This is a genomic window from Streptomyces lunalinharesii (assembly GCF_039532155.1).
GTDB lineage: Bacteria > Actinomycetota > Actinomycetes > Streptomycetales > Streptomycetaceae > Streptomyces > Streptomyces lunalinharesii.
On record NZ_BAAARK010000005.1, the window covers coordinates 255,672 to 280,668 of the forward strand.

At 69.2% G+C, this 24,997-nt stretch carries 22 protein-coding genes; 10 read left to right on the forward strand and 12 right to left on the reverse strand.

What is annotated here, in order from left to right:
* Positions 1 to 39: 39 nt before the first annotated feature.
* Positions 40 to 2,295, reverse strand: a complete 2,256-nt coding sequence (locus tag ABD385_RS10655; protein WP_344574865.1) for a DUF6049 family protein — start codon at positions 2,293 to 2,295, stop codon at positions 40 to 42.
* A 248-nt stretch (positions 2,296 to 2,543) separates the two neighbouring features.
* On the opposite strand from ABD385_RS10655, the gene ABD385_RS10660 reads away from it, so the two are divergent.
* A complete protein-coding gene (locus tag ABD385_RS10660) occupies positions 2,544 to 4,019 on the forward strand; it encodes a CCA tRNA nucleotidyltransferase (RefSeq protein WP_344574866.1) in 1,476 nt (491 codons plus the stop codon).
* 143 nt (positions 4,020 to 4,162) lie between these two features.
* Here ABD385_RS10660 and ABD385_RS10665 read toward each other — a convergent pair whose 3' ends face one another.
* The 4 genes from ABD385_RS10665 to ABD385_RS10680 all read right to left on the reverse strand — a co-directional run bounded on the left by ABD385_RS10665 (position 4,163) and on the right by ABD385_RS10680 (position 8,037).
* Complete coding sequence (locus ABD385_RS10665) at positions 4,163 to 4,762, reverse strand: LppU/SCO3897 family protein (RefSeq protein ID WP_344574867.1); 600 nt, start codon at positions 4,760 to 4,762, stop codon at positions 4,163 to 4,165.
* Between the two features lie 127 nt (positions 4,763 to 4,889).
* Positions 4,890 to 6,149, reverse strand: coding sequence for an MFS transporter (locus ABD385_RS10670; protein WP_344574868.1), 1,260 nt, complete (start codon positions 6,147 to 6,149; stop codon positions 4,890 to 4,892).
* Between the two features lie 77 nt (positions 6,150 to 6,226).
* Positions 6,227 to 7,309 (reverse strand): inositol-3-phosphate synthase, encoded by a 1,083-nt coding sequence (locus tag ABD385_RS10675; RefSeq protein WP_344574869.1) that lies wholly within the window; start codon positions 7,307 to 7,309, stop codon positions 6,227 to 6,229.
* A 59-nt stretch (positions 7,310 to 7,368) separates the two neighbouring features.
* Entirely contained in the window at positions 7,369 to 8,037 is a 669-nt protein-coding gene (locus tag ABD385_RS10680; RefSeq protein ID WP_344574870.1) for a PadR family transcriptional regulator, read from the reverse strand.
* Between the two features lie 361 nt (positions 8,038 to 8,398).
* Here ABD385_RS10680 and ABD385_RS10685 point away from each other — a divergent pair, with 361 nt between their 5' ends.
* Together ABD385_RS10685 and ABD385_RS10690 are read left to right on the forward strand one after the other, a co-directional pair.
* Positions 8,399 to 11,062, forward strand: coding sequence for a transglycosylase domain-containing protein (locus ABD385_RS10685; protein WP_425585381.1), 2,664 nt, complete (start codon positions 8,399 to 8,401; stop codon positions 11,060 to 11,062).
* A gap of 123 nt (positions 11,063 to 11,185) precedes the next feature.
* Positions 11,186 to 12,667, forward strand: coding sequence for a glycosyltransferase family 87 protein (locus tag ABD385_RS10690; RefSeq protein WP_344574872.1), 1,482 nt, complete (start codon positions 11,186 to 11,188; stop codon positions 12,665 to 12,667).
* 86 nt (positions 12,668 to 12,753) lie between these two features.
* Here ABD385_RS10690 and ABD385_RS10695 read toward each other — a convergent pair whose 3' ends face one another.
* From ABD385_RS10695 to ABD385_RS10705, 3 genes are all read right to left on the reverse strand, one after another.
* Positions 12,754 to 13,785, reverse strand: coding sequence for an alanine racemase (locus ABD385_RS10695; protein ID WP_344574873.1), 1,032 nt, complete (start codon positions 13,783 to 13,785; stop codon positions 12,754 to 12,756).
* Positions 13,786 to 13,840: 55 nt separating this feature from the next.
* On the reverse strand, positions 13,841 to 14,959 hold the full coding sequence (locus ABD385_RS10700) for a lipid II:glycine glycyltransferase FemX (protein WP_344574875.1): 1,119 nt from the start codon (positions 14,957 to 14,959) through the stop codon (positions 13,841 to 13,843).
* A 131-nt stretch (positions 14,960 to 15,090) separates the two neighbouring features.
* Positions 15,091 to 15,408, reverse strand: a complete 318-nt coding sequence (locus ABD385_RS10705; RefSeq protein ID WP_344574876.1) for a hypothetical protein — start codon at positions 15,406 to 15,408, stop codon at positions 15,091 to 15,093.
* 229 nt (positions 15,409 to 15,637) lie between these two features.
* Between ABD385_RS10705 and rpsF the strand changes: the two genes are divergently transcribed.
* From rpsF to rplI, 4 genes are all read left to right on the forward strand, one after another.
* Entirely contained in the window at positions 15,638 to 15,928 is a 291-nt protein-coding gene (rpsF, locus tag ABD385_RS10710) for a 30S ribosomal protein S6 (RefSeq protein ID WP_018542659.1), read from the forward strand.
* An 82-nt stretch (positions 15,929 to 16,010) separates the two neighbouring features.
* On the forward strand, positions 16,011 to 16,622 hold the full coding sequence (locus ABD385_RS10715; protein WP_233657265.1) for a single-stranded DNA-binding protein: 612 nt from the start codon (positions 16,011 to 16,013) through the stop codon (positions 16,620 to 16,622).
* A 129-nt stretch (positions 16,623 to 16,751) separates the two neighbouring features.
* Complete coding sequence (rpsR, locus tag ABD385_RS10720) at positions 16,752 to 16,988, forward strand: 30S ribosomal protein S18 (RefSeq protein WP_003978893.1); 237 nt, start codon at positions 16,752 to 16,754, stop codon at positions 16,986 to 16,988.
* 18 nt (positions 16,989 to 17,006) lie between these two features.
* Positions 17,007 to 17,453 carry a 50S ribosomal protein L9 gene (rplI, locus tag ABD385_RS10725; protein WP_344574878.1) on the forward strand — a complete coding sequence of 149 codons (447 nt, stop codon included), beginning with the start codon at positions 17,007 to 17,009 and terminating at the stop codon, positions 17,451 to 17,453.
* A gap of 85 nt (positions 17,454 to 17,538) precedes the next feature.
* Here the strand turns inward: rplI and ABD385_RS10730 are convergent, their stop codons facing one another.
* Together ABD385_RS10730 and ABD385_RS10735 are read right to left on the reverse strand one after the other, a co-directional pair.
* Positions 17,539 to 18,357, reverse strand: coding sequence for a trypsin-like serine peptidase (locus ABD385_RS10730; protein ID WP_344574879.1), 819 nt, complete (start codon positions 18,355 to 18,357; stop codon positions 17,539 to 17,541).
* Between the two features lie 88 nt (positions 18,358 to 18,445).
* Positions 18,446 to 19,783: an MATE family efflux transporter gene (locus ABD385_RS10735; protein WP_344574881.1), complete on the reverse strand. Its 1,338-nt coding sequence runs from the start codon at positions 19,781 to 19,783 to the stop codon at positions 18,446 to 18,448.
* Positions 19,784 to 20,243: 460 nt separating this feature from the next.
* Between ABD385_RS10735 and dnaB the strand changes: the two genes are divergently transcribed.
* On the forward strand, positions 20,244 to 21,725 hold the full coding sequence (gene dnaB, locus ABD385_RS10740) for a replicative DNA helicase (protein WP_344574882.1): 1,482 nt from the start codon (positions 20,244 to 20,246) through the stop codon (positions 21,723 to 21,725).
* 203 nt (positions 21,726 to 21,928) lie between these two features.
* On the opposite strand, the gene ABD385_RS10745 is transcribed toward dnaB, so the two are convergent.
* Both ABD385_RS10745 and ABD385_RS10750 read right to left on the reverse strand, forming a co-directional pair.
* Complete coding sequence (locus ABD385_RS10745) at positions 21,929 to 22,495, reverse strand: dihydrofolate reductase family protein (protein WP_344574883.1); 567 nt, start codon at positions 22,493 to 22,495, stop codon at positions 21,929 to 21,931.
* A 190-nt stretch (positions 22,496 to 22,685) separates the two neighbouring features.
* Positions 22,686 to 23,045 (reverse strand): winged helix-turn-helix transcriptional regulator, encoded by a 360-nt coding sequence (locus ABD385_RS10750; RefSeq protein ID WP_344574884.1) that lies wholly within the window; start codon positions 23,043 to 23,045, stop codon positions 22,686 to 22,688.
* 88 nt (positions 23,046 to 23,133) lie between these two features.
* Here ABD385_RS10750 and ABD385_RS10755 point away from each other — a divergent pair, with 88 nt between their 5' ends.
* Together ABD385_RS10755 and ABD385_RS10760 are read left to right on the forward strand one after the other, a co-directional pair.
* Complete coding sequence (locus ABD385_RS10755) at positions 23,134 to 23,958, forward strand: polysaccharide deacetylase family protein (RefSeq protein WP_344574885.1); 825 nt, start codon at positions 23,134 to 23,136, stop codon at positions 23,956 to 23,958.
* Positions 23,955 to 24,881 carry an NmrA family NAD(P)-binding protein gene (locus ABD385_RS10760; protein ID WP_344574886.1) on the forward strand — a complete coding sequence of 309 codons (927 nt, stop codon included), beginning with the start codon at positions 23,955 to 23,957 and terminating at the stop codon, positions 24,879 to 24,881. The genes ABD385_RS10755 and ABD385_RS10760 overlap by 4 nt, the downstream gene beginning before the upstream one ends.
* Positions 24,882 to 24,997 lie beyond the last annotated feature (116 nt).

Genomic DNA, 24,997 nt, shown 5'->3' on the forward strand with positions numbered 1-24,997 from the left:
CCACCTCATCCGTCGCCGGCCATCCGGCCCCGTCGTCTATCAACGGTCCACTTTCTCACCTGAGTCGGACGGCCCGGACTTCTCCGAACCGGTGTCCGGCGTGGGCTCACCCGGCTGCCCGGGGGCGTCGCCGCCGGTGCCGCCGTCGTCGCCGTCCTTCTCGTCGGCGGCGGAACCGCCGTTGTCCTCGCCGTTTTCCTCGTCGTCGGTCTCCTCGGCCGCCGCCCGCTTGCGCTGGAGGTAGATCCGCACGCCGGCGAGCACCAGCAGGAGGACACCGCCGGCGATGACGAGCATCACAGTGGCGGTGATCTCGGTGACGTTCACGCGGAACGTCATCGGCTCACCGTAGGGCTTGCCGTCCGCGGTGTAGAGCTGTGCGGTCACCCAGGCCAGACCGTTGGCGTTCGCGGTGGTCTCGAACTTGAACGACTGGCTGTGGCCGCCGTCCACCTTGATCTGCTGGCTCTTGCCCACGTCCAGACGGTTGGGCTGCGACGAGGTCAGCCGCAGGGTCAGGCCCTGGACGCCCTGGAGGAGGTTGTTCTGGACCGTCACCGGGATCGTGGCGCTGCGCCCGGAGAGCGTCGCCTCCGACTTCGGGATCAGGCGGACCTTCTTGGTCAGGCCGTCGAGGTAGCCGCGGACCGAGGTGCGGAACGCCGCGGCCCCCTTGTCGTCGCCCCGCCACGACGTGGACATCTCCCGCATTATGGCGTTGCCGAAGGGGGTGACCACGCGCTCCGGCTGGGCCAGGACCACCTGGAAGTCGTCCAGCGCGGTCTGGGTGTCCTCGATCTGCTGGAACGCCTCGATGGGGAGTTCCTCCCGCCGCAGGAAGGACGGGTAGGCGGAGCGGCTGGGGATCTGGCGGTTGGCGTGCGGGTCGGGCTTGGCCTTGGCCGCGTCACCGAGCTTCGTCGGCTGGACCCAGTTGGCCTGCTCCAGGTTCCGCAGCGCGCTGGCCATCGCCTGGGCCTGGGGCGCCGAGGGCATGCGCTGCGGCGCGACGACGACGCTGCGCTGCTGCTCCGGGTTCTCCAGGCCGATCATCTGGGCCTCGGCGAGGAACTCCTGGATCGCCAGGCTGGCGTTCCCGGACTTCGACATGTCGCCTTCGAAGGCCCGGGAGAGCTGGGTGTCGGCGACGATGGCGGTGTTGCCGCCGCCGATGGGCCGGGCGGCCGTCGGGGTGTAGGAGAGGCTCTCGTCCCGCAGGCTGTCGCTGCGGGTGATGACGTTGTGGGCACCGGCCGACGTGGCGACGTCGACGATCGAGGAGTCGATGGCGCCGTTCACCGGCCAGGTGAAGTCGGTGCGCGGCTTCACGCCCAGGATGGTGTCGACCGTCTTCGAGGCGAGTTCGGTGGCCGGACCGAGGTGGCCGAGCGCACTGGGCACGCTCTTGCCGTGGTGCGCGAGCGAGGCCAGGTCCGGGTCGCCGAACGGCAGGGCAACGACCTCGTGCCCCTTCACGGCGTTCTCGAGATCGTTGAGCCACTGCATGGCGACGGCCTGGTTCTTGCCCATCGGGCCGTCCGGGCCGTGCACGCGGTACGTCTTGGTCATCGCTTCGACGGACGCGAGCAGGTCCGGATCGATGACGAAGGTCACCCGGAGGTTCTTGCCGAGCTCGATCATCTTCTGCAGCCGGCCGCCCGGGGCGATCTCCGCCGCGAGGTCGTCGTTGCGGAACACCGGCGTCTGCTGGGCGTCCGCGCCGGTCTCGGCCGTCAGGTGGGTGGTGGAGATCAGCGGCCACAGGTAGGTGAGCTGGGTCTTCTTCGCCGGGGCGGCGTCCTGCCAGGGCAGGAAGGTCCGGTCGATGCCGAGCACCTGGTCGTACGACGAGTTCGACGTGTGCCCGGACAGGGTGACCCCGAGCGGGTAGACGCCGTCGTCGTTGAGGCCGAGGTCCTTGACCGGGACGTTCACGGTGAAGGTGCGGCTGGCGCCCGGGTCCAGCCGGTCGACCTTCTCGGTGTGTTCGGCGATCTCCGCGCCGTCGGCTGCCGGCAGGTACCCGGTGCGCTTGGTCACAGCCTCGATCGAACTGCGGTCGTTCAGCGCGGCCCCGCGGTGCAGCCCGACGTGGGCGCCGGTGATCGGGTTCTTGCTGTCGTTGGTCAGCGTGCCGGAGACGGTGACCGTGTCGTCCTTGCCGGGCGCGGCCGGGGACATCGCGTTGATCGTGACACTGACCGGGTGGGAGCCGGCCGAGTCGGCCCGCGCCGTGGCCGCCTGCGGGAGCTGCAGTGATGCCACGAGCAGGGGCACTCCGGTGAGCAGCGTCACGGTCCTTCGCAGCCACCGGCCACGCGGCCGTTCAGTCGCCTGGAACCCTGCCGCATCGGCCACGCGCTCGCCCGTCCCTCGTCGTGATCAGTGGTCGTCGGATTGTGCGTCCACGAATGGTAACGAGGCCCGGCGCGCCGTAGTGCCGCGGACTGCGCCACATGATCACTACTCCGGGAATCCGTGTGCGCTTGTCCCCTTTATCAACGTGACGCCGCCTGCCGCGCGGCCACGTACCCTTTTCTGTTGTGCCGAACGCCAACGATGACTTCCCCACCCCGCAGCCCGAGCGGACCCCGCAGCAGACGGACGCGCTGAACCACGTGCAGCGCCGCGCCGTGAGCGAACTGCTGAGGGTGTCCCCCGTCGCGGACGACCTGGCCCGCCGCTTCCAGGAGGCCGGTTTCACGCTTGCCCTGGTCGGCGGATCGGTCCGGGACGCGCTGCTCGGCCGGCTCGGCAACGACCTGGACTTCACCACGGACGCCCGGCCGGAGGACGTGCTGAAGATCGTCCGGCCGTGGGCGGACGCGGTCTGGGAGGTCGGCATCGCCTTCGGCACCGTCGGCTGCAAGAAGAACTCGTTCGACATCGAGATCACCACCTACCGCTCCGAGGCGTACGACCGCACCTCGCGCAAGCCGGAGGTGTCGTACGGCGACTCGATCGAGGACGACCTGGTCCGTCGGGACTTCACGGTCAACGCGATGGCGGTGCTGCTCCCGCAGAAGGAGTTCGTCGACCCGCACGACGGTCTGGAGGACCTCGCGGCCCGCGTGCTGCGGACGCCGGGGACGCCGCAGGAGTCGTTCTCCGACGACCCGCTGCGGATGATGCGGGCGGCGCGCTTCGCCGCCCAGCTGGACTTCGAGGTGGCGCCCGAGGTCGTCGAGGCGATGACCTCGATGGCGGAGCGCATCGAGATCGTCTCCGCGGAGCGGGTCCGTGACGAGCTGAACAAGCTCATCCTGGCTCCGAACCCGCGCAAGGGGCTGCGCCTGCTGGTCGACTCCGGGATTGCCGACCGGGTGCTGCCCGAGCTGCCGGCGCTGCGCCTGGAGAGTGACGAGCACCACCGTCACAAGGACGTCTACGAGCACTCGCTGACCGTGCTGGAACAGGCCATCGACCTGGAGGACGACGGTCCCGATCTGGTGCTGCGGCTGGCGGCGCTGCTGCACGACATCGGCAAGCCCAGGACGCGGCGCTTCGAGAAGGACGGTCGGGTCTCCTTCCACCACCACGAGGTGGTCGGAGCGAAGATGACCAAGAAGCGCATGACTGGCCTGAAGTACTCCAACGACATGATCAAGGACGTCGCGCGGCTGGTGGAGCTGCACCTGCGCTTCCACGGATACGGCACCGGAGAGTGGACGGACTCTGCGGTGCGTCGCTACGTCCGGGACGCCGGTCCGCAGCTGGGGCGCCTGCACAAGCTGACCCGCTCGGACTGCACTACCCGCAACAAGCGCAAGGCCGGCGCCCTGTCCCGCGCCTACGACGGGCTGGAGGACCGCATCGGGCTGCTTCAGGACCAGGAGGAGCTGGACGCGATCCGCCCGGACCTGGACGGCAACGCGATCATGGAGATCCTCGACATCGGTCCTGGCCCGCAGGTCGGCAAGGCGTACAAGCACATGCTGGAGATGCGGCTGGAGCACGGTCCGATGGACCACGAGGCCGCGGTGGCAACCCTCAAGGAGTGGTGGGCCGCTCAGAGCTGAGCGTGCCGAGACGCGCGCGGCCGTGAAACCGACGATGTTTCACGTGAAACCGGGCGGAGTGCGATGGGGCGGTGTTTCACGTGAAACATGCCGGTAGCTGACCGGCCGTTTCACATGAAACACCGCCCCTCGGCGTTCCCGTGCTACTTCAGCGGCTCAAGGCAGAGCACGAACCGCGTGGTGGAGGAGCGGCGGTGGCGCTGGGTCTCCGTGTAGGCCGTGGTGTTCTTGGAGCAGAGCCCGAGGTCCGTGGTGTCGGGGTGGACGGCCTGCACCTTGTACGTGGCCCCCGCCGTGCCGCAGTCCACCACCTTGAGATCGGGCTTGATCTCGTTGCCCTCGTTCTTCATGCAGTTGCCGACCTCGGCGGTATCGGCGTCGTCCCAGGAACTCACCCAGGCGATTCCGATGACGATCAGGCCGACGACCACGACGATCCCCTTCAGGATCGCCTTGGGGGAGCGGGACGGCCGAGGGTTCTGCGGTGGAACGGGCGCCCCGCCCTGCATATAGGGCTGCTGCGGCGCCGGAGGGAAACCCGGCTGCGGCTGCTGGCCGTAAGGAGGCTGTGGCGGCTGCGGGTAGGCGTACCCGCCCTGCGGCGGCGGCCCGCCCTGCGGTTGACCGCCCGGGGGCGGTCCGTACGGGGCCTGAGGCTGCTGCGGGTAGGGCGGTTGGCCGTACGGCTGGTGTCCGTAGGGGTTCTGGCCGTACGGGTTGGGCCCCTGCGGCGGCGTGGTCATGGGAGTTCCCCCGAAATTGGTGTGCCCGGAAGTGAGCTGTCCGGGCGCGTGAATCAACGCCCGTAACGTACCGGCTCCGGCGACGGCGTCGCACGGGCGAGCGCTCCCGCTGGGGGGAGAGCCGCGCTCAACGGCGTCCGAAGCGGATCAGCGCCGCGGCGACCAGGGCGTAGAGCGCGGCGACCACGACGATCAGCACGGCGGACCGGCCGTCCGGCGGCAACATCAGGGCGGCGACCGCGGCGGCGCCGACGAAGGCGACGTTGAACAGCACGTCGTAGAGGGCGAAGATGCGGCCGCGGAAGGCGTCGTCGACCGACGACTGGACCACGGTGTCGGTGGTGATCTTGGTGCCCTGGGTGCCCAGGCCGAGGACGAACGCGGCCGCCAGCATGGGCGCCGGGCGGAAGAACAGTCCGAGCGCGGGGGTGAGGACCGCGCCCGCCACGGCGCAGCAGGCCATCCAGCCGAAGGGTGTGAACCGGCCGACCGCCCACGGGGTGACCACCGCGGCCGCGAAGAATCCGGCTCCCGACACCGCGACGGTCACTCCGAGCAGGGCCAGGCCCCCCGACGTGGTGTCGGACCAGGCGTACCGACACAGCATCAGCACCATCACCGTCAGCGCGCCGTAGCAGAAGCGGACCAGCGTCATCACGGTGAGCGCGCCCGCCGGGGTGGGGCGTGCGGCGAGATGGCGGAGCCCCTCCGCGAGTCCCCGCACTGTGCTCAACAAGGCTTCCTTGACGTGTGGTTGCAGGGAAGTGGGGTCGGGGCCGAGCAGCTGCGGCGTCATCCGCAGGGCGGTGAGGGCGGAGCAGAGGTATAGCAGCGCGGCCAGCAGGACCACGAACCCGTCGAGGTCCGCACCGGCCAGTCGGATGGCGAAGGCGAGTCCGCCGCCGACCGTCATGGCGAGCGTGCCGGCCGTGGGTGCGAGGGAGTTGGCCATCACCAGTTGCGTTCCGCCGTCGACCACGCGGGGCAGGGCGGCCGACAGCCCCGCCAGGACGAAGCGGTTCACGGCGGTCACGCACAGGGCGGAGACGTAGAAGAGCCAGTCCGGGACCTGCATCGCGATCAGGGCCCCGGTGAGCACGGCGAGCACGGTGCGCAGCAGGTTTCCGTACAGCAGGACCTGGCGTCGGCGCCAACGGTCCAACAGGACACCGGTGAACGGCCCGAGGAGGGAGTACGGCAGCAGCAGGATCGCCATGGCGGAGGCGATCGCCTGGGGGGACGCCTGCTTCTCGGGCGAGAAGATGACGAAGGTGGCGAGCGCTGCCTGGAACACGCCGTCGGCGGCTTGGGAGAGGAGCCGTGCGGCCAGGAGCGAACGGAAGTCGCGTAGCCGGAGTAATACGCGGAGAGCGCGCACAGCATGCATGAGGCACAGCCTCACACAGGCCGCCGGCCTCCGGGAGGAATACCCGGAGGCCGGCGGAGGGAGGGTGGGGCGGGCGTTTAGCGCTCGACCTCGCCACGGATGAACTTCTCGACGTTCTCCCGCGCCTCGTCGTCGAAGTACTGCACCGGCGGCGACTTCATGAAGTACGAGGAAGCGGAGAGGATCGGACCGCCGATGCCCCGGTCCTTCGCGATCTTGGCGGCGCGCAGTGCGTCGATGATGACGCCCGCGGAGTTCGGGGAGTCCCAGACCTCGAGCTTGTACTCGAGGTTCAGCGGGACGTCGCCGAAGGCGCGGCCTTCGAGGCGGACGTAGGCCCACTTGCGGTCGTCCAGCCAGGCCACGTAGTCGGACGGGCCGATGTGGACGTTCTTCTCGCCCAGATCGCGGTCGGGGATCTGGGAGGTGACGGCCTGGGTCTTGGAGATCTTCTTGGACTCCAGGCGGTCACGCTCGAGCATGTTCTTGAAGTCCATGTTGCCGCCGACGTTCAGCTGCATCGTGCGGTCCAGGATGACGCCCCGGTCCTCGAACAGCTTGGCCATGACGCGGTGCGTGATGGTGGCGCCGACCTGCGACTTGATGTCGTCACCGACGATCGGCACGCCGGCCTCGGTGAACTTGTCCGCCCACTCCTTGGTGCCGGCGATGAAGACCGGGAGGGCGTTGACGAAGCCGACCTTGGCGTCGATGGCGCACTGGGCGTAGAACTTCGCCGCGTCCTCGGAGCCGACGGGGAGGTAGCAGACCAGCACGTCGACCTGCTTGTCCTTCAGGACCTGGACGACGTCGACCGGGGCCTCCGGGGACTCCTCGATCGTCTCGCGGTAGTACTTGCCCAGACCGTCGAGGGTGTGGCCGCGCTGGACCTGGACGCCGGCGTTCGGCACGTCGCAGATCTTGATGGTGTTGTTCTCGCTGGCGCCGATGGCGTCCGAGAGGTCCAGGCCGACCTTCTTGGCGTCGACGTCGAAGGCGGCGACGAACTCGACGTCGCGGACGTGGTAGTCGCCGAACTGCACGTGCATGAGGCCGGGCACGCGGCCGTCCGGGTTGGCGTCCTTGTAGTACTCGACGCCCTGTACCAGCGAGGCGGCGCAGTTGCCCACGCCGACGATGGCTACGCGAACCGAACCCATTCCGGTTGCTCCCTGTGTTCTCGATGAGGACCTGTCGGACAGGGCCTCATGTGGTGGTGTCATTCGGACGGATCCGGCCGGGAACCACCCCGGTGCCGGGGCAGGCCGCCCGTATCTGCTGACTGGTCGTTCTCGCCCTGCGCGGTGGGCTCCGGAGCGCGCTGATCGCGCCCGGCTCGCTCGCTCTCGATGAGCTCGTTCAACCACCGCACTTCGCGTTCCACGGACTCCATGCCGTGCCGCTGCAGTTCGAGGGTGTAGTCGTCCAGCCGCTCGCGGGTCCTGGCCAGGGAGGTGCGCATCTTCTCCAGGCGCTCCTCCAGCCGACTGCGGCGGCCTTCCAGCACGCGCATCCGCACGTCCCGCGACGTCTGACCGAAGAATGCGAAGCGGACACCGAAGTGTTCGTCCTCCCAGGCCTCCGGTCCGGAGTGGCTGAGCAGCTCTTCGAAGTGCTCCTTGCCCGCCGGGGTCAGTCGGTAGACGATCTTGGCGCGGCGTCCGGTGAGCGCCGTGGCGGGAACCCCGTCGGGGCCACCGCCCGTTTCCTCCACCAGCCAGCCGTGCGCGACCAGCGCCTTGAGGCAGGGGTAGAGGGTGCCATAGCTGAACGCCCGGAACACCCCGAGCGAGGTGTTGAGCCGCTTCCGCAACTCGTAACCGTGCATCGGGGATTCCCGGAGCAGGCCGAGGACGGCGAATTCGAGGATGCCCGAACGCCTGCTCATCCTCCGCCTCCTAGGTCCTGTGCGGTCTTTATCTCGTGCTGATGTATCGACTCGATACATCCAGACGATAGAACGGCGCCCTGGGCGGAACAAGTGGTCGGACGGTGAACGGCGTCACATCACTTATTCGTGCGAGCCAACCTGACTGTTTTGGAGTGAATTTCAACACTGGGCAGGTTTTGGCCGTGCGTAGTCTGTGCGGCATGCAGACTGCCGGGAACCGTGGGCTTATACGTGACGTCCCTGACCTCGGCGTAGTGCGGCCCGCGCGTCAGGAACGGGTCGTGCTTCGGGGGGATCTGAAGACAACTACCGCCTTCAGGCGACGAGAGAGCGCGCCTGCCCGAGGAGTATTCGTTCCATGAGCGAGCACCGTCGCAAAGCACCCCAGCCGCAAGGTGGCGGGCGTGCTGCTGCCAGACGCGCCGCACCATCCTCCGGGCGCCGAGCGGCCCCTGGGCAGGGTGCCGGTGCCGGGGCCACGCCTCAGCCGCCTCAGCCGCCGCAGCAGCCGCGGCCGGGCGGACGTGCCGAGGCCCGCCGGGCTGCCCAACGCGGCAGTCGTCGGCGGGGATCCGAGCCCGCGGCGATGGCGTCCGGCGGTGGTGCCGGTCGCGGCGGCGGCCGCCGTGGCGGAGGCGGTGGCGGAGAAGGAGGCCGGGGGCGCGGTCGGGGCGGGGGCAAGCCGCCCAGAAAGCGTTTCCTCGACTACCCGCGCGCCCGCCACACCGGTTGGCGACGCTGGATGCCCTCCTGGAAACAGGTGGCCAGCATGTGCGTCGCGGTCGCCGGCCTGGTCGTGGGGGTGGCCGGCGTCGGCCTCGCACTGGTGCAGGTGCCCGACGAGAACAAGGCCGCCAGGTCGCAGAACAACGTCTACCTCTGGGCCAACGGCAAGACCATGGCCCGGGACGGCGAGACCAACCGCCAGGTGGTCGGGATCAGCGAGATCCCGCTTTCCATGCAGGAAGCGGTGATTTCCGCCGAGAACGCCTCGTTCCGGAAGGACCACGGCGTCGACCCCATGGGCATCCTCCGCGCGCTGTTCAACATGGCGCGGGGCGGCGACACCCAGGGCGGCTCGACCATCACTCAGCAGTACGTGAAGAACGCCATGCTGAGCCAGGAACAGACCCTGGACCGGAAGTTCAAGGAACTCTTCATCTCGGTCAAGGTCGGCTGGAAGCAGTCGAAGGACGAGATCCTCCAGGGCTACCTGAACACCAGCTACTTCGGTCGGGGTGCCTACGGGATCCAGGCCGCGGCCCAGGCGTACTACGGCAAGAACGCCTCCCAGTTGAACGCCAGTGAGTCCGCCTTCCTGGCCTCGGTGCTCAAGGGCGCGAACCTGTACGACCCGGCCGGTGGCATCGGGGCGAACGCCACCCCCGCGCTGAACACCGCCCGCGCCAAGGAGCGTTGGTCGTGGATCCTCGACCGCATGGTGGCGAACAACCACCTGACGTCGGCGGAGGAGGCCAAGTGGAAGGCCCAGGGCTTCCCCATGCCGCAGAAGCCCAAGGCGGGGGCCAGCAAGGGCGGCCAGGTCGGCTACCTCATCGACGTCGCCAAGAAGTACGTCCTCAAGCACACGGACATCAGTGAGGCCCGCTTCGACAAGGGCGGCTACACGATCCAGACGACCTTCGACGAGAAGAAGACCAAGGCGCTCGCCGCCGCGGTGCAGAAGGTCAACGACCGGTACATCAACCTGAAGAAGCGGCCCGAAAAGGACAAGTACGTCCAGTTCGGTGGTGCTTCGGTGGTGCCGGGGGACGGCAAGATCGTGGCCCTGTACGGCGGTGAGGGCTACGACAAGGGGCACTTCAGCAACAACGCCGACACCTACGGCGTGCCGGTCGGCTCGACCTGGAAGCCGTTCGTCCTCGCCGCGGCGATGAAGTACGGCAAGGTCGGTAGTGGTCAGCCGCTCTCGCCGGCGAGCAAGTACAACGGCGACGACCACCTCAAGGTGAGGAACCCGGACGGCACGTACGTCCTGAAGAAGGACAACACGCCCTTCTACCAGGTGAACGAGAGCGACTACCCCTGGGGCTACATCCCCTTGCGGAAGGCGATGGAGCAGTCGGTCAACACCCCGTTCGTCCAGCTCGGCATGGACGTCGGGATGGACAAGGTGCGGGACATGGCCCAGGCCGCGGGCATCTCGCCGGCCAGCTTCGACCGGAACCTCAACCCGTCCTTCGCGCTGGGCACCTCGACGCCGAGCGCGATCCGCATGGCCGACGCCTACGCCACCTTCGCCGCCTCCGGAACGCAGGCGGAGCCCTACTCCGTCACCAAGGTCACCTCCGAGGGCAAGGAGCTGCCGGGCTTCGAGAAGCCGAAGCCGCACACGGCGATCGACGCGAACATCGCCAACAACGTCACCGACGTGCTGGAGAACGTGATCCAGAACGGTACGGGCAAGTCGGCCAAGCAGCTGGGGATGCCCGCCGCGGGCAAGACGGGCACCACGGACGAGAACAAGTCGGCCTGGTTCGTCGGCTACACCAAGCAGCTGTCGACGGCCATCACCATGTTCCGCGAGGACGCGCAGAACCCCCGCCAGCTGTCCATGAACGGCGTCGGTGGCTTCGACTCGATCCATGGTGGTGCACTGCCCACCGAGGTGTGGACGCAGTACATGCTGCAGGCGATGAACGGGCTCACCTCGGAGCCCTTCCCGCCGGCCCAGTCGATCGGGCAGGTCATCAACGAGTCCGGTATGCCCACGCCCACGCCGACGCCCACGCCGACGCCCACGCCCACTCCGTCGGACAAGCCGAGCAACACGGCCTCCCCGACGCAGACCCCGACCGCAACTCCGACCGAGACCTGTTCTCCGTGGGACGTCCGTTGCAAGAACCACGGGGGGAACAACGGCGGCGGCAACGGCGGTGGCCCCGGTGGACCGGGTGGTGCCACCGGTGGTTCGCCGCCGGCATCGCCCGATCCGACCGGCGGTGGGAACAACAGCGGAGGTGGCATCTTCGGCGGCCCCACCGGCTCTGACAACAACTGAGCGTTTCACGTGAAACGGTGCCGACGTTTCACGTGAAACACGGCGCCACGAAGCCCCCGACCCGGACGACCGGGTCGGGGGCTTCGTCGCGTTCGTCCCCGGTGGGTACGGCAGGATGGGGCCATGACGAGCCTGCGACAGGACGAGCCCGTACGGCCGACGCGACGGGACGAGGTGGCGGCGGCCGGCAGCGAGCTGATCGGCGGGCCGATCGGCCGACGCGCTTTGCTCGGGGCGCACTGGCTGTCGCCGGTGCGGGTCGTCGCACTCGTCGCCATCGGGATGTTCGCGCTCGGCATGGTGCAGAAGCTGCCCTGCTACAACGGCGGCTGGTTCTTCGGTGCCACCAGCCAGTACGTGCACGCCTGCTACTCGGACATCCCGCACCTCTACTCGGGCCGGGGCTTCGCCGACGGCCTGATCCCCTACTTCGACAAGCTGCCCGGTGACATGCAGTACCTGGAGTACCCGGTGCTGACCGGGCTCTTCATGGAGGTTGCCTCCTGGATGACGCCGCACGGCGGCACGATCCAGGACCGGGAGCAGATCTACTGGCTGGCCAACGCCGGCATGCTGATGGTCTGCGCCGCGGTCATCGCGGTCTGCGTGGCCCGCACCCACCGGCGGCGTCCGTGGGACGGGCTGCTGGTCGCCCTGGCACCGGCGTTCGCCCTCACCGCCACCATCAACTGGGACCTGCTGGCGGTCGCGCTGACCGCCGCCGGGATGCTGCTGTGGTCCCGCAGCCGGCCGCTGGCGGCGGGCGTCCTGATCGGGCTGGCGACCGCGGCGAAGCTGTACCCGGTCCTGCTGCTGGGCCCGCTGCTGGTGCTGTGCTGGCGGGCGGGGGCCTGGCGCGCGTACGGGCGGGCCGTCCTCGGCACGGTGGTGTCCTGGCTGGTGGTGAACCTGCCGGTGATGATCGCCCACGATGCCTCCGGCTTCCACCTGAGGGAGGGCTGGGCGAAGTTCTACACCTTCAGCCAGGAACGGCCCATCGACTTCGGCTCGGTCTGGCTGTTGATCTCGCAGCGGACCGGCAACCCCCTGGAGAACGCCAACCTCTACGCGTCGCTGCTCATGGTCGTCGGCTGCGGAGCCCTCGCGCTGCTGACCCTCTACGCACCGCGCCGACCGCGCTTCGCGCAGCTCGCCTTCCTCGTGGTGGCGCTGTTCGTCCTCACCAACAAGGTCTACTCGCCGCAGTACGTCCTGTGGCTGATCCCGCTGGCCGCGCTCGCCCGGCCGCGTTGGCGGGACTTCCTGATCTGGCAGGCGTGCGAGGTCATGTACTTCCTGGGGATCTGGATGTACCTGGCCTACACCGGCAGTGGCGACAAACACCAGGGACTGCCGCCCGAGGGCTACCAACTGGCCATCGCCCTGCACCTGCTCGGCACGCTCTACCTCTGTGCCGTGGTGGTCCGGGACATCCTCCTGCCGGAGCGCGACGTGGTCCGCAAGGACGGCGACGACGACCCCTCGGGGGGCGTGCTGGACCGCAGCCCCGACGTGTTCGTGCTCGGACGCGCGTCCCAGGAGCCACGGCACGCGCTGCACTTCGAGGCGGCGCCGCGGGTGCGCTGGGGCGTCGTACAGGACTGAGGGCAGCGGCGGAGAGCGTCAGGGCCCGGTGTGCGGAACCTCCCGCACACCGGGCCCTGACGTCGGTCTGGAGCCGTACCGACGGCTCAGCGGTCCACGAGGCGGTCGTACTGCGTGGTGGTGTGCCGCAGGTGGGCGACCAGTTCTTCGCCGACCTTGGGCTCGGGGGCCTCGGACGGGACGAACAGGATCGACACCTGCATGTGCGGGGGCTCGGCGAACCAGCGCTGCTTGCCGGCCCAGACGTACGGCGCGAGGTTGCGGTTGACGGTCGCCAGACCAGCGCGGGCCACGCCCTTGGCGCGCGGCATCATCCCGTGCAGCGCCTTGGGGGACTCCAGGCCGACGCCGTGCGAGGTGCCACCGGCCACCACGACGAGGTAGCCGTCCGAGGCCACCTTCTGCTGGCGGTAGCCGAACCGGTCGCCCTTGGCGACGCGCGTGACGTCCAGCACCGAGCCGCGGTACTCGGTGGCGTCGTGGTCACCGAGCCAGAGCTGGGTGCCGATCCGCGCGCGGAAGCGGGTCTGCGGGAACTGCTGCTGGAGGCGGGCGAATTCCTGGGGCTTGAGGTGGCTGACGAACATGGTGTGCAGCGGGAGACGGGCGGCGCGCAGCTGGTCCATCCACCCGATGACCTCGTCGACCGAGTCGGTGCCGTCGGCGCGGTCCAGCGGCAGGTGGATGGCGAACCCCTCCAGCCGGACGTCCTCGATGGCCGCGGCCAGCTTCGGCAGGTCCTCCGGCTTCACGCCGTGCCGCTTCATGCTGCTCATGACCTCGATGACGACCCGGGCGCCGACCAGTCCGCCCACGCCCTCGACCGAGGAGACCGAGCGGATCGCGCGGTCGGGCAGCGGCACCGGCTCCTCGCCGTGCCGGAACGGGGTCAGGACCAGCAGATCACCGCTGAAGTAGTCCTTGATCTGGGCTGCTTCGTAGGTCGTGCCGACCGCGAGGACGTCGGAACCGAGCCGGGTGGCCTCGTCGGCGAGGCGTTCGTGGCCGAAGCCGTAGCCGTTGCCCTTGCAGACCGGGACCAACCCGGGGAACTGCTGGAGAACGCTCTGTTGATGCGCCCGCCAGCGTGCGGTGTCGACGTAGAGGGTGAGCGCCATGGCCGGCCCGGAACCTTTCTCGTGGCTGGGGTGTGTCAGGAGTGCGGTGGAGCGGTCAGCGGCGCGACATGTAGATGTCGAGCGCCTTGTGCAGGAACTTGTTGAGCGGGAAGTCCCACTCGCCGAGGTACTCCGCCGCCTGCCCGCCGGTGCCGACCTTGAACTGGATCAGACCGAAGAGGTGGTCGTTCTCGTCCAGCGAGTCGCTGATGCCGCGCAGGTCGTAGACGGAGGCGCCGAGCGCGTAGGAGTCCTGCAGCATCCGCCACTGCATCGCGTTGGAGGGGCGGACCTCGCGGCCGATGTTGTCCGAGGCTCCGTAGGAGTACCAGACGTGCCCGCCGACGACGAGCATGGTCGCGGCGGAGAGGTTCACCCCGTTGTGGCGGGCGAAGTAGAGCCGCATGCGGTTGGGGTCCTCGGAGTTGAGGGCGGACCACATGCGCTGGAAGTAGCCGAGCGGACGCGGCCGGAACTGGTCGCGCTTCGCGGTGATCTCGTAGAGCCGCTGCCATTCGGCCAGGTCCTCGTAGCCGCCCTGGACGACCTCGACGCCGGCCTTCTCGGCCTTCTTGATATTGCGGCGCCACAGCTGGTTGAAGCCCTTGTGGACGTCCTCCAGCGGGCGGTCGGCCAGCGGCACCTGGAAGACGTAGCGGGGCTGCACGTCGCCGAAGCCGGCGCCGCCGTCCTCGCCCTGCTGCCAGCCCATCCGGCGCAGGCGGTCGGCGACCTCGAAGGCGCGCGGTTCGATGTGACTGGCCTCGACGTCCCGCAGCCGCTTGACGTCGGGGTTCTGGATGCCGCCCTTGATCGCGGTGGAGTCCCAGCGGCGGATGATGACCGGCGGGCCCATCTTCACGGAGAAGGCGCCCTGCTGCTTGAGGTGGCTGAGCATCGGACGCAGCCACTCCTCGAGATTCGGCGCGAACCAGTTGATGACCGGGCCCTCGGGGAGGTAGGCGAGGTAGCGCTTGATCTTGGGCAGCTGACGGTAGAGGACCAGACCGGCACCGACCAGCTCGCCGGACGCGTCGAACCAGCCCAGGCTCTCGGACCGCCACTCGGCCTTGACGTCAGCCCAGGCCGGGACCTGCATGTGGCTCGCCGCGGGCAGGCTCTGGATGTATGCCAGATGCTGCTCTCGGCTGATGGTCCTCAGGGTCAGGCTCATGCGGGGCGCTCCTCGGCTGGTGTGTCCCCATCGGTCGGGGCTCCGGCTCTCGCGCCGAAGCCTACTGTGACCGGGGAGTACCCCGTCTGGGCCGTACGGGGCCGGGCCCCGTACGGCCGCAGCGCGGTGGTCTAGCCGACCACGCCGCCGAAGAGGCCGCCGTGTGCGAGACCGAGGTAGAAGCCGACGCCGGCGGCTCCGAGCCCGATGATCAACAGGAAGCGTTCAGCCGTCGTCGAGGAGATGTACTGGCCCCACAGGCCCGTTCCGATGCCGATCAGGCCCACCCAGGAACTGACCAGGTGCAGGCCGGGCGAGAGCGCGCTGAGGGCGGCAATCGCACCGAGTACCAAGGTCACGACCGCGAGAGTGTTCTCCACGGGATGGGATTGGCCGTCGCTGTTGAGAAGCGCGAGCAGATTCCGTTGGGTCCGTGCTGCCTGTGCCATGCGGCACCTCCACTGACAGGGCGGCGCACTGTAACGCCGCTCACACCCGTTGTGTTCCAGATTGAGGGGTCCGCCGGGCGGATTTCAACCGGAAGCGCGGAGGCAGGTACTCTGTACGGTCTGCGCACATGTCTGCCCGGATTCTCCGGCGGGCCGGGCGCGGAACGCATCACGACCCTCCTGCCACGGAACGACCGTGGCCGCTGAGTCCAAAGGAGGTGGGTTAACCATGCGTCACTACGAGGTGATGGTCATCCTCGACCCCGATCTGGAGGAGCGCGCTGTCGCCCCCCTGATCGAGAACTTCCTCTCCGTTGTCCGTGAGGGCAACGGAAAGGTGGAGAAGGTCGACACCTGGGGCCGTCGTCGTCTCTCGTACGAGATCAACAAGAAGCCCGAGGGCATCTACTCGGTCATCGACCTGCAGGCCGAGCCTGCGGTCGTCAAGGAGCTCGACCGTCAGATGAACCTGAACGAGTCGGTTCTTCGGACCAAGGTCCTCCGTCCCGAGACCCACTGAGCGCGTACGCGCCCAGCGGTAACCGGGTTCGAGTAGCAGCAACACCAGCAGCCAGCAGCACACCCGCCGAGAGGTTCCCCTAATGGCAGGCGAGACCGTCATCACGGTCGTCGGCAATCTTGTCGACGACCCCGAGCTGCGCTTCACCCCGTCCGGTGCGGCGGTCGCGAAGTTCCGCGTCGCGTCCACTCCCCGCACCTTCGATCGCCAGACCAACGAGTGGAAGGACGGCGAGAGCCTGTTCCTGACCTGCTCGGTGTGGCGTCAGGCGGCGGAGAACGTCGCCGAGTCCCTTACGCGGGGTACCCGCGTGATCGTCCAGGGCCGCTTGAAGCAGCGGTCGTACGAGGATCGCGAGGGCGTGAAGCGCACGGTCTACGAGCTCGACGTCGAGGAAGTGGGCGCGAGCCTGCGCAACGCGACGGCGAAGGTCACCAAGACCAGTGGTCGTGGTGGCCAGGGCGGCGGCTTCGGCGGCGGCCAGGGCGGCGGTCAGCAGGGCGGCGGCCAGGGTGGCGGCGGTTGGGGCGGTGGCTCCGGCGGCGGTCAGCAGGGCGGCGGCGCTCCGGCCGACGACCCGTGGGCGACCGGTGGTCCTTCTGGCGGTGGCCAGGGCGGCCAGGGTGGCCAGGGCGGCGGCGGTGGCTGGGGCGGCGGCTCCGGCGGCGGCTACTCGGACGAGCCGCCCTTCTAGGTCCGGGCGATGCGTTCGTCCGCCGATGTTTCACGTGAAACGGCTCGTTTCACGTGAAACGAGGCAGGCGAACGGCCTGGGGCCTTGAGGGCGTCAGCACACACTTCTTGAACTCACTGGAGAGAGACAATGGCGAAGCCGCCTGCTCGCAAGCCTAAGAAGAAGGTTTGCGTGTTCTGCAAGGAGAAGATCTCCTACGTCGACTACAAGGACACGAACCTGCTGCGGAAGTTCATTTCCGACCGCGGCAAGATCCGTGCCCGCCGGGTGACCGGCAACTGCACTCAGCACCAGCGCGATGTCGCCACGGCCGTGAAGAACAGCCGTGAGATGGCGCTGCTGCCCTACACGTCCACCGCGCGATAAGGGAAGGGTGACCGACAAATGAAGATCATCCTCACCCACGAGGTCTCCGGCCTCGGTACTGCTGGTGACGTTGTTGACGTCAAGGACGGGTACGCCCGTAACTACCTGGTTCCGCGTGGTTTCGCGATCCGCTGGACCAAGGGTGGCGAGAAGGACGTTGCGCAGATCCGTCGCGGTCGCAAGATCCGCGAGATTGCCACGATCGAGCAGGCCAACGTGGTCAAGGCTCAGCTCGAGGGCGTCAACGTGAAGCTGGCCGTGCGTGCCGGCGACGCGGGCCGCCTGTTCGGCTCCGTCACCCCGGCCGACGTCGCCTCGGCGATCAAGGCTGCCGGTGGTCCGGACGTCGACAAGCGTCGCGTGGAGCTCGGTTCGCCGATCAAGACCCTGGGCGCGCACCAGATCTCCGTGCGTCTGCACGCCGAGGTCGTTGCGAAGCTCGGCGTCGAGGTCGTCGCCGCCTGAGCGCAGTTCGCAGCAGCACGTTGAAGGGCCGCACCCCACCACGGGGTGCGGCCCTTCGCGTGGAACGGGGGCGCGGGGCCGGGGGTCAGTCCTCGTTCTGGGCGCGCTTGTAGAGATTGGCGATGTCCTCGTCGAAGTACGAGGCGTAGGAGACGTCGTCCTCGTCGCCGCCGCCCTCGTGGCCGCCGAGGATGCCTATGACCGTGCCGGTGTGGCTCTTGGGGTCGTAGTCGGCCAGCCAGGGGCTGCCGCTGGTGCCGCCCTCGAAGTCGGTGCACTGGATGCGCATTTGGGTGTCGCTGAACTTCGTGGTGCGGTTCTGGCAGGAGATCGGGGTGTCGCGGCTGGTGGGGTAGCCGGTGATCTTCACCTGGTTGTCGAAGCCGCGGTCGATGCCGAGGGTGTTGCCGCCGAGGACGTCCTGGATCTCCTTGCCCTGCTTGGCGTCGAGGACGAGGAAGGCGACGTCGAGGTCCTCGTCCTGGGACTTCGCCCAGCGGTCGTCGACCACGACCTTGCTGACCTTCCACAGGCCGGTCGGCTCGTCGCCGTTGCGGTAGTCGGGGGCGAAGACCAGGTCGTCCACCGGCTTGCCGGCGTCGGCGTCGAAGGCGCAGTGGGCCGCGGTGATCAGCATGTTCCGGCCCGGGCTCTGCACCACGCTGGCGGTGCAGAAGTGGGAGCCGTGGTCGTCCTTCTCGAAGACCGCGCCGATCCGGGCGTTCTCCTCCGTCCTGCGCGGCGTGTAGGCGTTGCCGTTCTTGGGCGGGGCGCTGGCAGAGGGGTCCTGGTCCTCGGGCTCCTCGCTCGACGCGCCGGACGTGCCGTGACCGGTGTGGCTGCCGGTGGCTCTGCTCGGATGGGTCTCCTCCGCCGCGTAGCCCACCACTGCAGCTGCCCCCACGATGACGAGCGTCAGGGGCAGGACGGATTTCCTGGCAAGCGAGCGCACAAGGTCATTATCTGCACGGGCCCGGGATTGGCGAGGTGGTTCACCGGGAGGCACCCGTCACAATCCACCGGCCGGACCGCGTGCGCAGCCACAGCGTGAGCATCCGGGTGGTCATCATCAGGGCCATCGCCCACCACAGGGCGACGAGGCCGCCGCCGAGGGCGGGGACCGCCAGGGCGGCCGGGGCGAAGACGGCGAGCGTCACCACCATCGCTCCGGCGAGGTAGGGTCCGTCCCCCGCGCCCATGAGGACCCCGTCGAGGATGAAGACGATGCCGGCGACGGGCTGGGTGACCGCGACGACCAGGAGCGTGGTGAGCAGCGGGGACCGGACGGCGGGGTCGGTGGTGAAGAGCGGGACGAACAGCGGCCGGGCCAGCACCACCAGCACACCGAGGACGATGCCGGAGGCGATGCCCCACTGGACCATGCGGCGGCAGGCGGCACGGGCGCCGTCCTGGTCGCCGGCCCCGAGGTAACGTCCGATGATGGCCTGGCCGGCGATGGCGATGGCGTCCAGGGCGAAGGCCAGGAGCTGCCAGAGGGACAGGACGATCTGGTGGGCGGCGACGTCGGCGTCGCCGAGCCGGGCGGCGATCGCGGTGGCGATCATCAGCACCGCGCGCAGCGAGAGCGTACGGATCAGCAGCGGGACGCCGGCCTGCGCGCAGGCGCGGATCCCGGCGGCGTCCGGGCGGAGTGAGGCACCATGGCGACGGGCGCCGCGCACCACGACGACGAGGTAGACCGCGGCCATGCCGCACTGGGCGATGACGGTGCCCCAGGCGGAGCCGGCGATACCGAGTCCGGCGACGTAGACGAGTACGGCGTTGAGGGCGGCGTTGGCGGTGAAGCCGCCGACGGCGACGTACAGCGGGGTCCTGGTGTCCTGGAGGCCGCGGAGGACTCCGGTGGCGGCCAGGACGACCAGCATCGCGGGGATGCCGAGGGCACTGATGCGCAGGTAGGTCGTGGCGTACGGGGCGGCGGCCGGGGAGGCGCCGAAGGCTTCGACGAGCCAGGGTGCGGTGGGCAGGACGGTGACGATGACGGCCGCGCCGAGGAGGAGGGCGAGCCAGATGCCGTCCATGCCCTGGCGTATCGCGGAGGGGAGGTCGCCGGCGCCGACCCGGCGGGCGACCGCGGCGGTGGTGGCGTAGGCGAGGAAGACGAAGACGGAGACGGCGGTGGTGAGGAGGGCGGCGGCGACGCCGAGCCCGGCGAGCTGGCGGGTGCCCAGGTGGCCGATGACGGCGCTGTCGACCATGACGAAGAGCGGTTCCGCGACGAGGGAGCCGAAGGCGGGCAGCGCCAGCGCGACGATCTCGCGGTCGTGGCGGCGGAGGGCGCGCCGGGGCGTCGCGGGGGCCTGGGTCATGAGGGGCAATCTAATCGTCCACAGGTAACAGATGCAACCGTGTTGCGGTCCTTACTTTACGCTGTGTGTCGCTACCGTCCGCGTGGCGTTGGCGCCGATCATGAACAGGTTGCCGAAGTTTTTCTCCCCCACAGCCTATGGATGAGAAACGTGCAGGTCAGAGGGGTGCTGGTGGCGTGATTGTGTGCTTGTCCACAGAAGTTTCCCCCAGCCCGTGCACAGGATCCGGGGACTTCTCCACAGCTATGAGGCGGTCATCCACATGGCCTGTGGATAACCAGATTGGCGGACGGTGCGTGCGGGCCTACCGTGGTCCGGCACCCGCCGCCTGTTCCGACCTTGAGACCCCGTCCGAACTCGACGCGCCGTAACCGGAGTCGGGCGTCTCGAATGTCAGGGCTGTGCCGTAAGAAAGAACCGCACAGCAAGGTCCGCGTCGCGGACGGGAGGAGGTGCCGGGGTGAGCATTCCCGAGCCCATGGACGACCCCTGGGCGGACTCCGGTCCCAGCGACCTGCTGCCGGCCGCCCGCTCCCGCCGCGGTGACGGCAAGGGCCGGGGCCGTGGCGGCGACCGTGCGGAGCGCGACGAGGACGGCGGGAACTCCTGGGCCGGCGGGTTCGAGCGCGTCCCGCCGCAGGACCTCGACGCCGAGCAGTCCGTGCTCGGCGGCATGCTGCTGTCCAAGGACGCCATCGCGGACGTCGTCGAGGTGCTCAAGGGGGACGACTTCTACCGTCCCGCCCACGAGCTGATCTTCCAGGCGATCCTCGACCTGTACGCCAAGGGCGAGCCGGCCGACCCGATCACCATCGCGGCCGAACTCACCAAGCGCGGCGAGATCGGCCGGGTCGGCGGCGCCTCCTACCTGCACACCCTGGTGCAGTCGGTACCGACGGCCGCCAACGCCGAGTACTACGCCGAGATCGTCCACGAGCGGGCCGTGCTCCGCCGCCTCGTCGAGGCCGGCACCCGGATCACGCAGATGGGATACGCGGCCGACGGCGATGTCGACGAGATCGTCAACAAGGCGCAGGCGGAGATCTACGCCGTCACCGAGCAGCGGACCAGCGAGGACTACCTGCCGCTCGGCGAGATCATGGAGGGCGCGCTCGACGAGATCGAGGCGATCGGCTCGCGGCAGGGCCAGATGACCGGTGTGCCGACGGGCTTCACCGACCTCGACGCGCTCACCAACGGTCTGCACCCGGGGCAGATGATCGTGATCGCGGCCCGTCCTGCCATGGGCAAGTCCACGCTCGCGCTGGACTTCGCGCGGGCCTGCTCGATCAAGAACAACCTGCCGAGCGTGATCTTCTCGCTCGAAATGGGGCGCAACGAGATCGCGATGCGTCTGCTGTCCGCCGAGGCGCGGGTCGCGCTGCACCACATGCGTTCCGGCAGCATGACGGACGACGACTGGACGCGGCTGGCGCGCCGGATGCCGGACGTCTCGGCCGCCCCGCTCTACATCGACGACTCGCCGAACCTCTCGATGATGGAGATCCGCGCCAAGTGCCGGCGGCTGAAGCAGCGGAACGAACTCAAGCTCGTGGTCATCGACTACCTCCAGCTGATGCAGTCCGGTGGTTCGAAGCGGGCCGAGAGCCGTCAGCAGGAGGTCTCGGACATGTCCCGAAACCTCAAGCTGCTGGCCAAGGAGCTGGAGCTGCCGGTCATCGCGCTGTCGCAGCTGAACCGTGGCCCCGAGCAGCGCACGGACAAGAAGCCGATGGTCTCGGACCTGCGTGAGTCCGGTTCCATCGAGCAGGACGCCGACATGGTCATCCTGCTGCACCGCGAGGACGCCTACGAGAAGGAATCGCCCCGGGCCGGTGAGGCCGACCTGATCGTGGCGAAGCACCGTAACGGCCCCACCGCGACCATCACCGTGGCGTTCCAGGGCCACTACTCGCGCTTCGTGGACATGGCACAGACCTGAGCCGGGGGTTGTGGGGTCTCGGACTTCGTGGCCGAATCTCACGGGCGACGGGCAAGCGAGGGCAGGTCTGACACGGATCTCGCATACGCCGGGCTGCTGCGTACGGCTGGAGGGCGGTTCGGGCTTGGTCGTCGATGTCCGGTCGGCGGACCGGGTCGGCCCGGAGGAACACCGAGCCAAGCCGGGAGACAGCGGGAAGCTGCTCAGCGCCTCGTCTCGTACCTGGTCAGGACCACGCCGCCGGGAAACGTCCGCGTCTCCACGAGGTTCAGGTTCACCCAGCCGTCCAGCGCGGTGAAGAACGGCGTGCCGCCGCCCACCAGGACCGGATGGGCGGCGATCACGTACTCGTCGATCAGCCCGGCGCGCAGGGCCGCCCCGGCAAGCGTTGCGCCGCCGATGTTCATCGGGCCGCCGTCCTCGGCCTTGAGCCGGGTGATCTCGGCGATCGCGTCGCCGGTGACCAGGCGGGTGTGCCAGTCGACCTCGTCGATCGTCGAGGAGAACACCACCTTCGGTGTGTCCCGCCAGTTCCGCGCGAACTCGATCTCCGCCGGGGTGGCGTCGGGCTGCTGGTCGCCGGTCGGCCAGTAGGAGCTCATCGTCTCCCACAGCTTGCGCCCGTACAGCGACAGGCCACTCGCCTGCTCGTGGTCGAGCCACCACTGGAACAGCTCGTGGCTCGGCGGTCCGCTCCAGCCGATGTCGTCGCCGGCCGCGGCGATGTAGCCGTCCAGCGTCAGGTTCATGCCGTAGATCAGTTTCCGCATGGTCCAGCCTTCCGTCCGTGGGTGTCCGGCGTAGAGACCAGCGCGGCTCGGGAAACTCATCGGTGCGCGATCTGGGCTCGCCGGTGGTCACGCGCGGCGAGACCCTACAGGGGCGCCGTAGGGTCTCAGGTTTCGCGGCACCGTCTCGGTCGCGGGAGGCGAGGCGCCGCGGAGATCCATCAGAAGCGCCCTAGTAAACCTGGTCCGTTGTGGACTCCTGGAACTCCACCACGGCCGCGCCGTGCTCGTGGGCCCACTGCGTCAGTACGGCGATCGGCTGCACCAGCGTCCGGCCCAATTCCGTCAGCACGTACTCGACCTTCCCGGCCTCGGCGCGGCGGTCGACCAGGCCGTACCCCTGCAACCGCCGCAGCGTCTGGGTCAGCACCTTCCGCGAGATTCCGCCGATCAGGTCGACCAACTCGCCGTGCCTGCAAGGTTCCCGGCTCAACGCGAACAGCACGACCACCGACCACTTGTCGGCGATGATCTCGATCGCCAGCCGAGCCGGGCAGTCGGCGAGGAAGACGCTGCCGGGGTACTCATGCATGCCCCGACGGTAGCCCGCCGCCAGGTACCTGGAGGTACCCACCGCCTCACTAGCGTCCACGGCGGAAGCCACCGAGCAGGGGGACCGCATGAGAGCAGAGACCACATGGCCGGGCGGGCGGAAGGTCGTCGCGCTGGTCACCGTCGCGTTGGAGCTGTGGTCACCAGGGCACTGGCCCGCCTACGCGCCGATGGCCGCGGCGTGGCCGCTGTCCGGCACCGACGACACGCACAGCACCTCCTGGGCGGAGTACGGCGTCACCACCGGCATCTGGCGGCTGCTCGACGTCCTCGGTGACCTGCCCGCCACCGTCGGCGTCAACGGACTGGTGGCCGAGCGGCACCCCGAGACCGTCGCGGCCGTGCACGAGGCGGGTCATGAGATCGCCGCACACTCCTGGGCCCAGGACGTGGTGCCCGCGCTGCTCGACGTCGATGCCGAGCGGAGCAACATCCGTCGTTGCACCGACGTCCTCCGCCGGGTCACCGGCGTGCGCCCGACGGGGTGGATGAGCCCCCGCGCCACCGGTTCGAGGCACACTGACGGCCTGCTCGCCGAGGCCGGCTACCGCTGGACCGGCGACCACGGCGACCACGACCTCCCGCAGGTCCTGCCCACCGCGCACGGTCCTGTGGTCTCCCTCATGCACAGCGACCACTCCGACGTCCGCGACACCGCGGCCGGCCCGCACGCCTACCGCGACCTGCACCGTGAGCTGCTGGACCAGCTGCTCGCCGCCCCCGGCCCAGGCGTCTTCCACCTGACCGTCCACGCCCACGTCGGAGGCCGACCGCTCCTCGCGGGCATGGTCGGCCAGATCCTCGACCACCTCCGTGCGTCCGGCGACGTCTGGGTCGCCACCCACGCCCAGGTGGCCGAACACGTCCTGACACACCAGGGAAGAACGCCATGACCCACGTCCTCGTCGTCGGCGGCACCGGAGCCATGGGCCGCCACGTGATCCGGCACCTGTTGGCCACCACCGACGCCACCGTCACCGTCCCCACCCGCCACCCGCAGTCCGCCCACGCCACCGAACTCGCCGCCAGCGCGCCCGACCGCGTGCGACTGGCCCGCTCCGACGAGGCGGCCCTGGAGGTCCTGATCGGGCAGGCCGACCGGGTGTTCGCCAACACCGACTTCTTCGCGACGGGCAGCGCCGTGGGTGAGTACCGGCAAGGGCTGCACCTGCTGGCCGCCGCGGAGCGGGCCGGCGTGGAGCGCTTCGTCTGGTCCTCGTTGGACAGCGCGGTGTCCCTGACCGGCCACCCCGTCCCGCACTTCGACAGCAAAGCCGCCGTCGCCGCCCACATCGACCTGATGCGGTCGGAGGAAATGCTCCGCAAGGAGACCGACGGCTGGTACACGGACCACGTGTCGGTACTGACCACCGCGCCGTACTTCGAGAACCTGCGGGACCGACTCACCCCGAGACCGGACGGTCGGGGCGGCCTGACCTTCAGGCTCCCCCTCGGCGCCGCCCGCTACCCGCTCGTCGCCCTCGACGACATCGCCTGGTTCGCCGGCCACATGTTCGACAACTGGCAGTCCTGGGGCGCGCGCGACCTCGCGGTGATCGGCGACAGCCTCACCGGCGACCAGATCGCCGCCACCTTCGCGCAGGTCACGGGCACCCCCAGCAGCTACCTCCCGATGCCGCACGACGAACTGCGGGCCGCCGTCCCCGACTTCGCCCACGACTACGCGGCGATGTTCCGGTTCTTCGCCGACCGTGACCTCTACGCCCGGGACCGGGACATCGACCTCCTGCGCCGCCTGCACCCCGACGTGATGACCTTCGAGGACTGGCTGCACCACACCGGATGGACGGGATGACCACCCGCCACGTCGGCGTCCCACCGGCGGCCGGCGGGCGGGCGCCCGGGACGGTCGGCGATCCCGCTGCGGAACGTCCCGGACGCGGGGCTCAACTTCCGGAGGGTGAGGCGCCG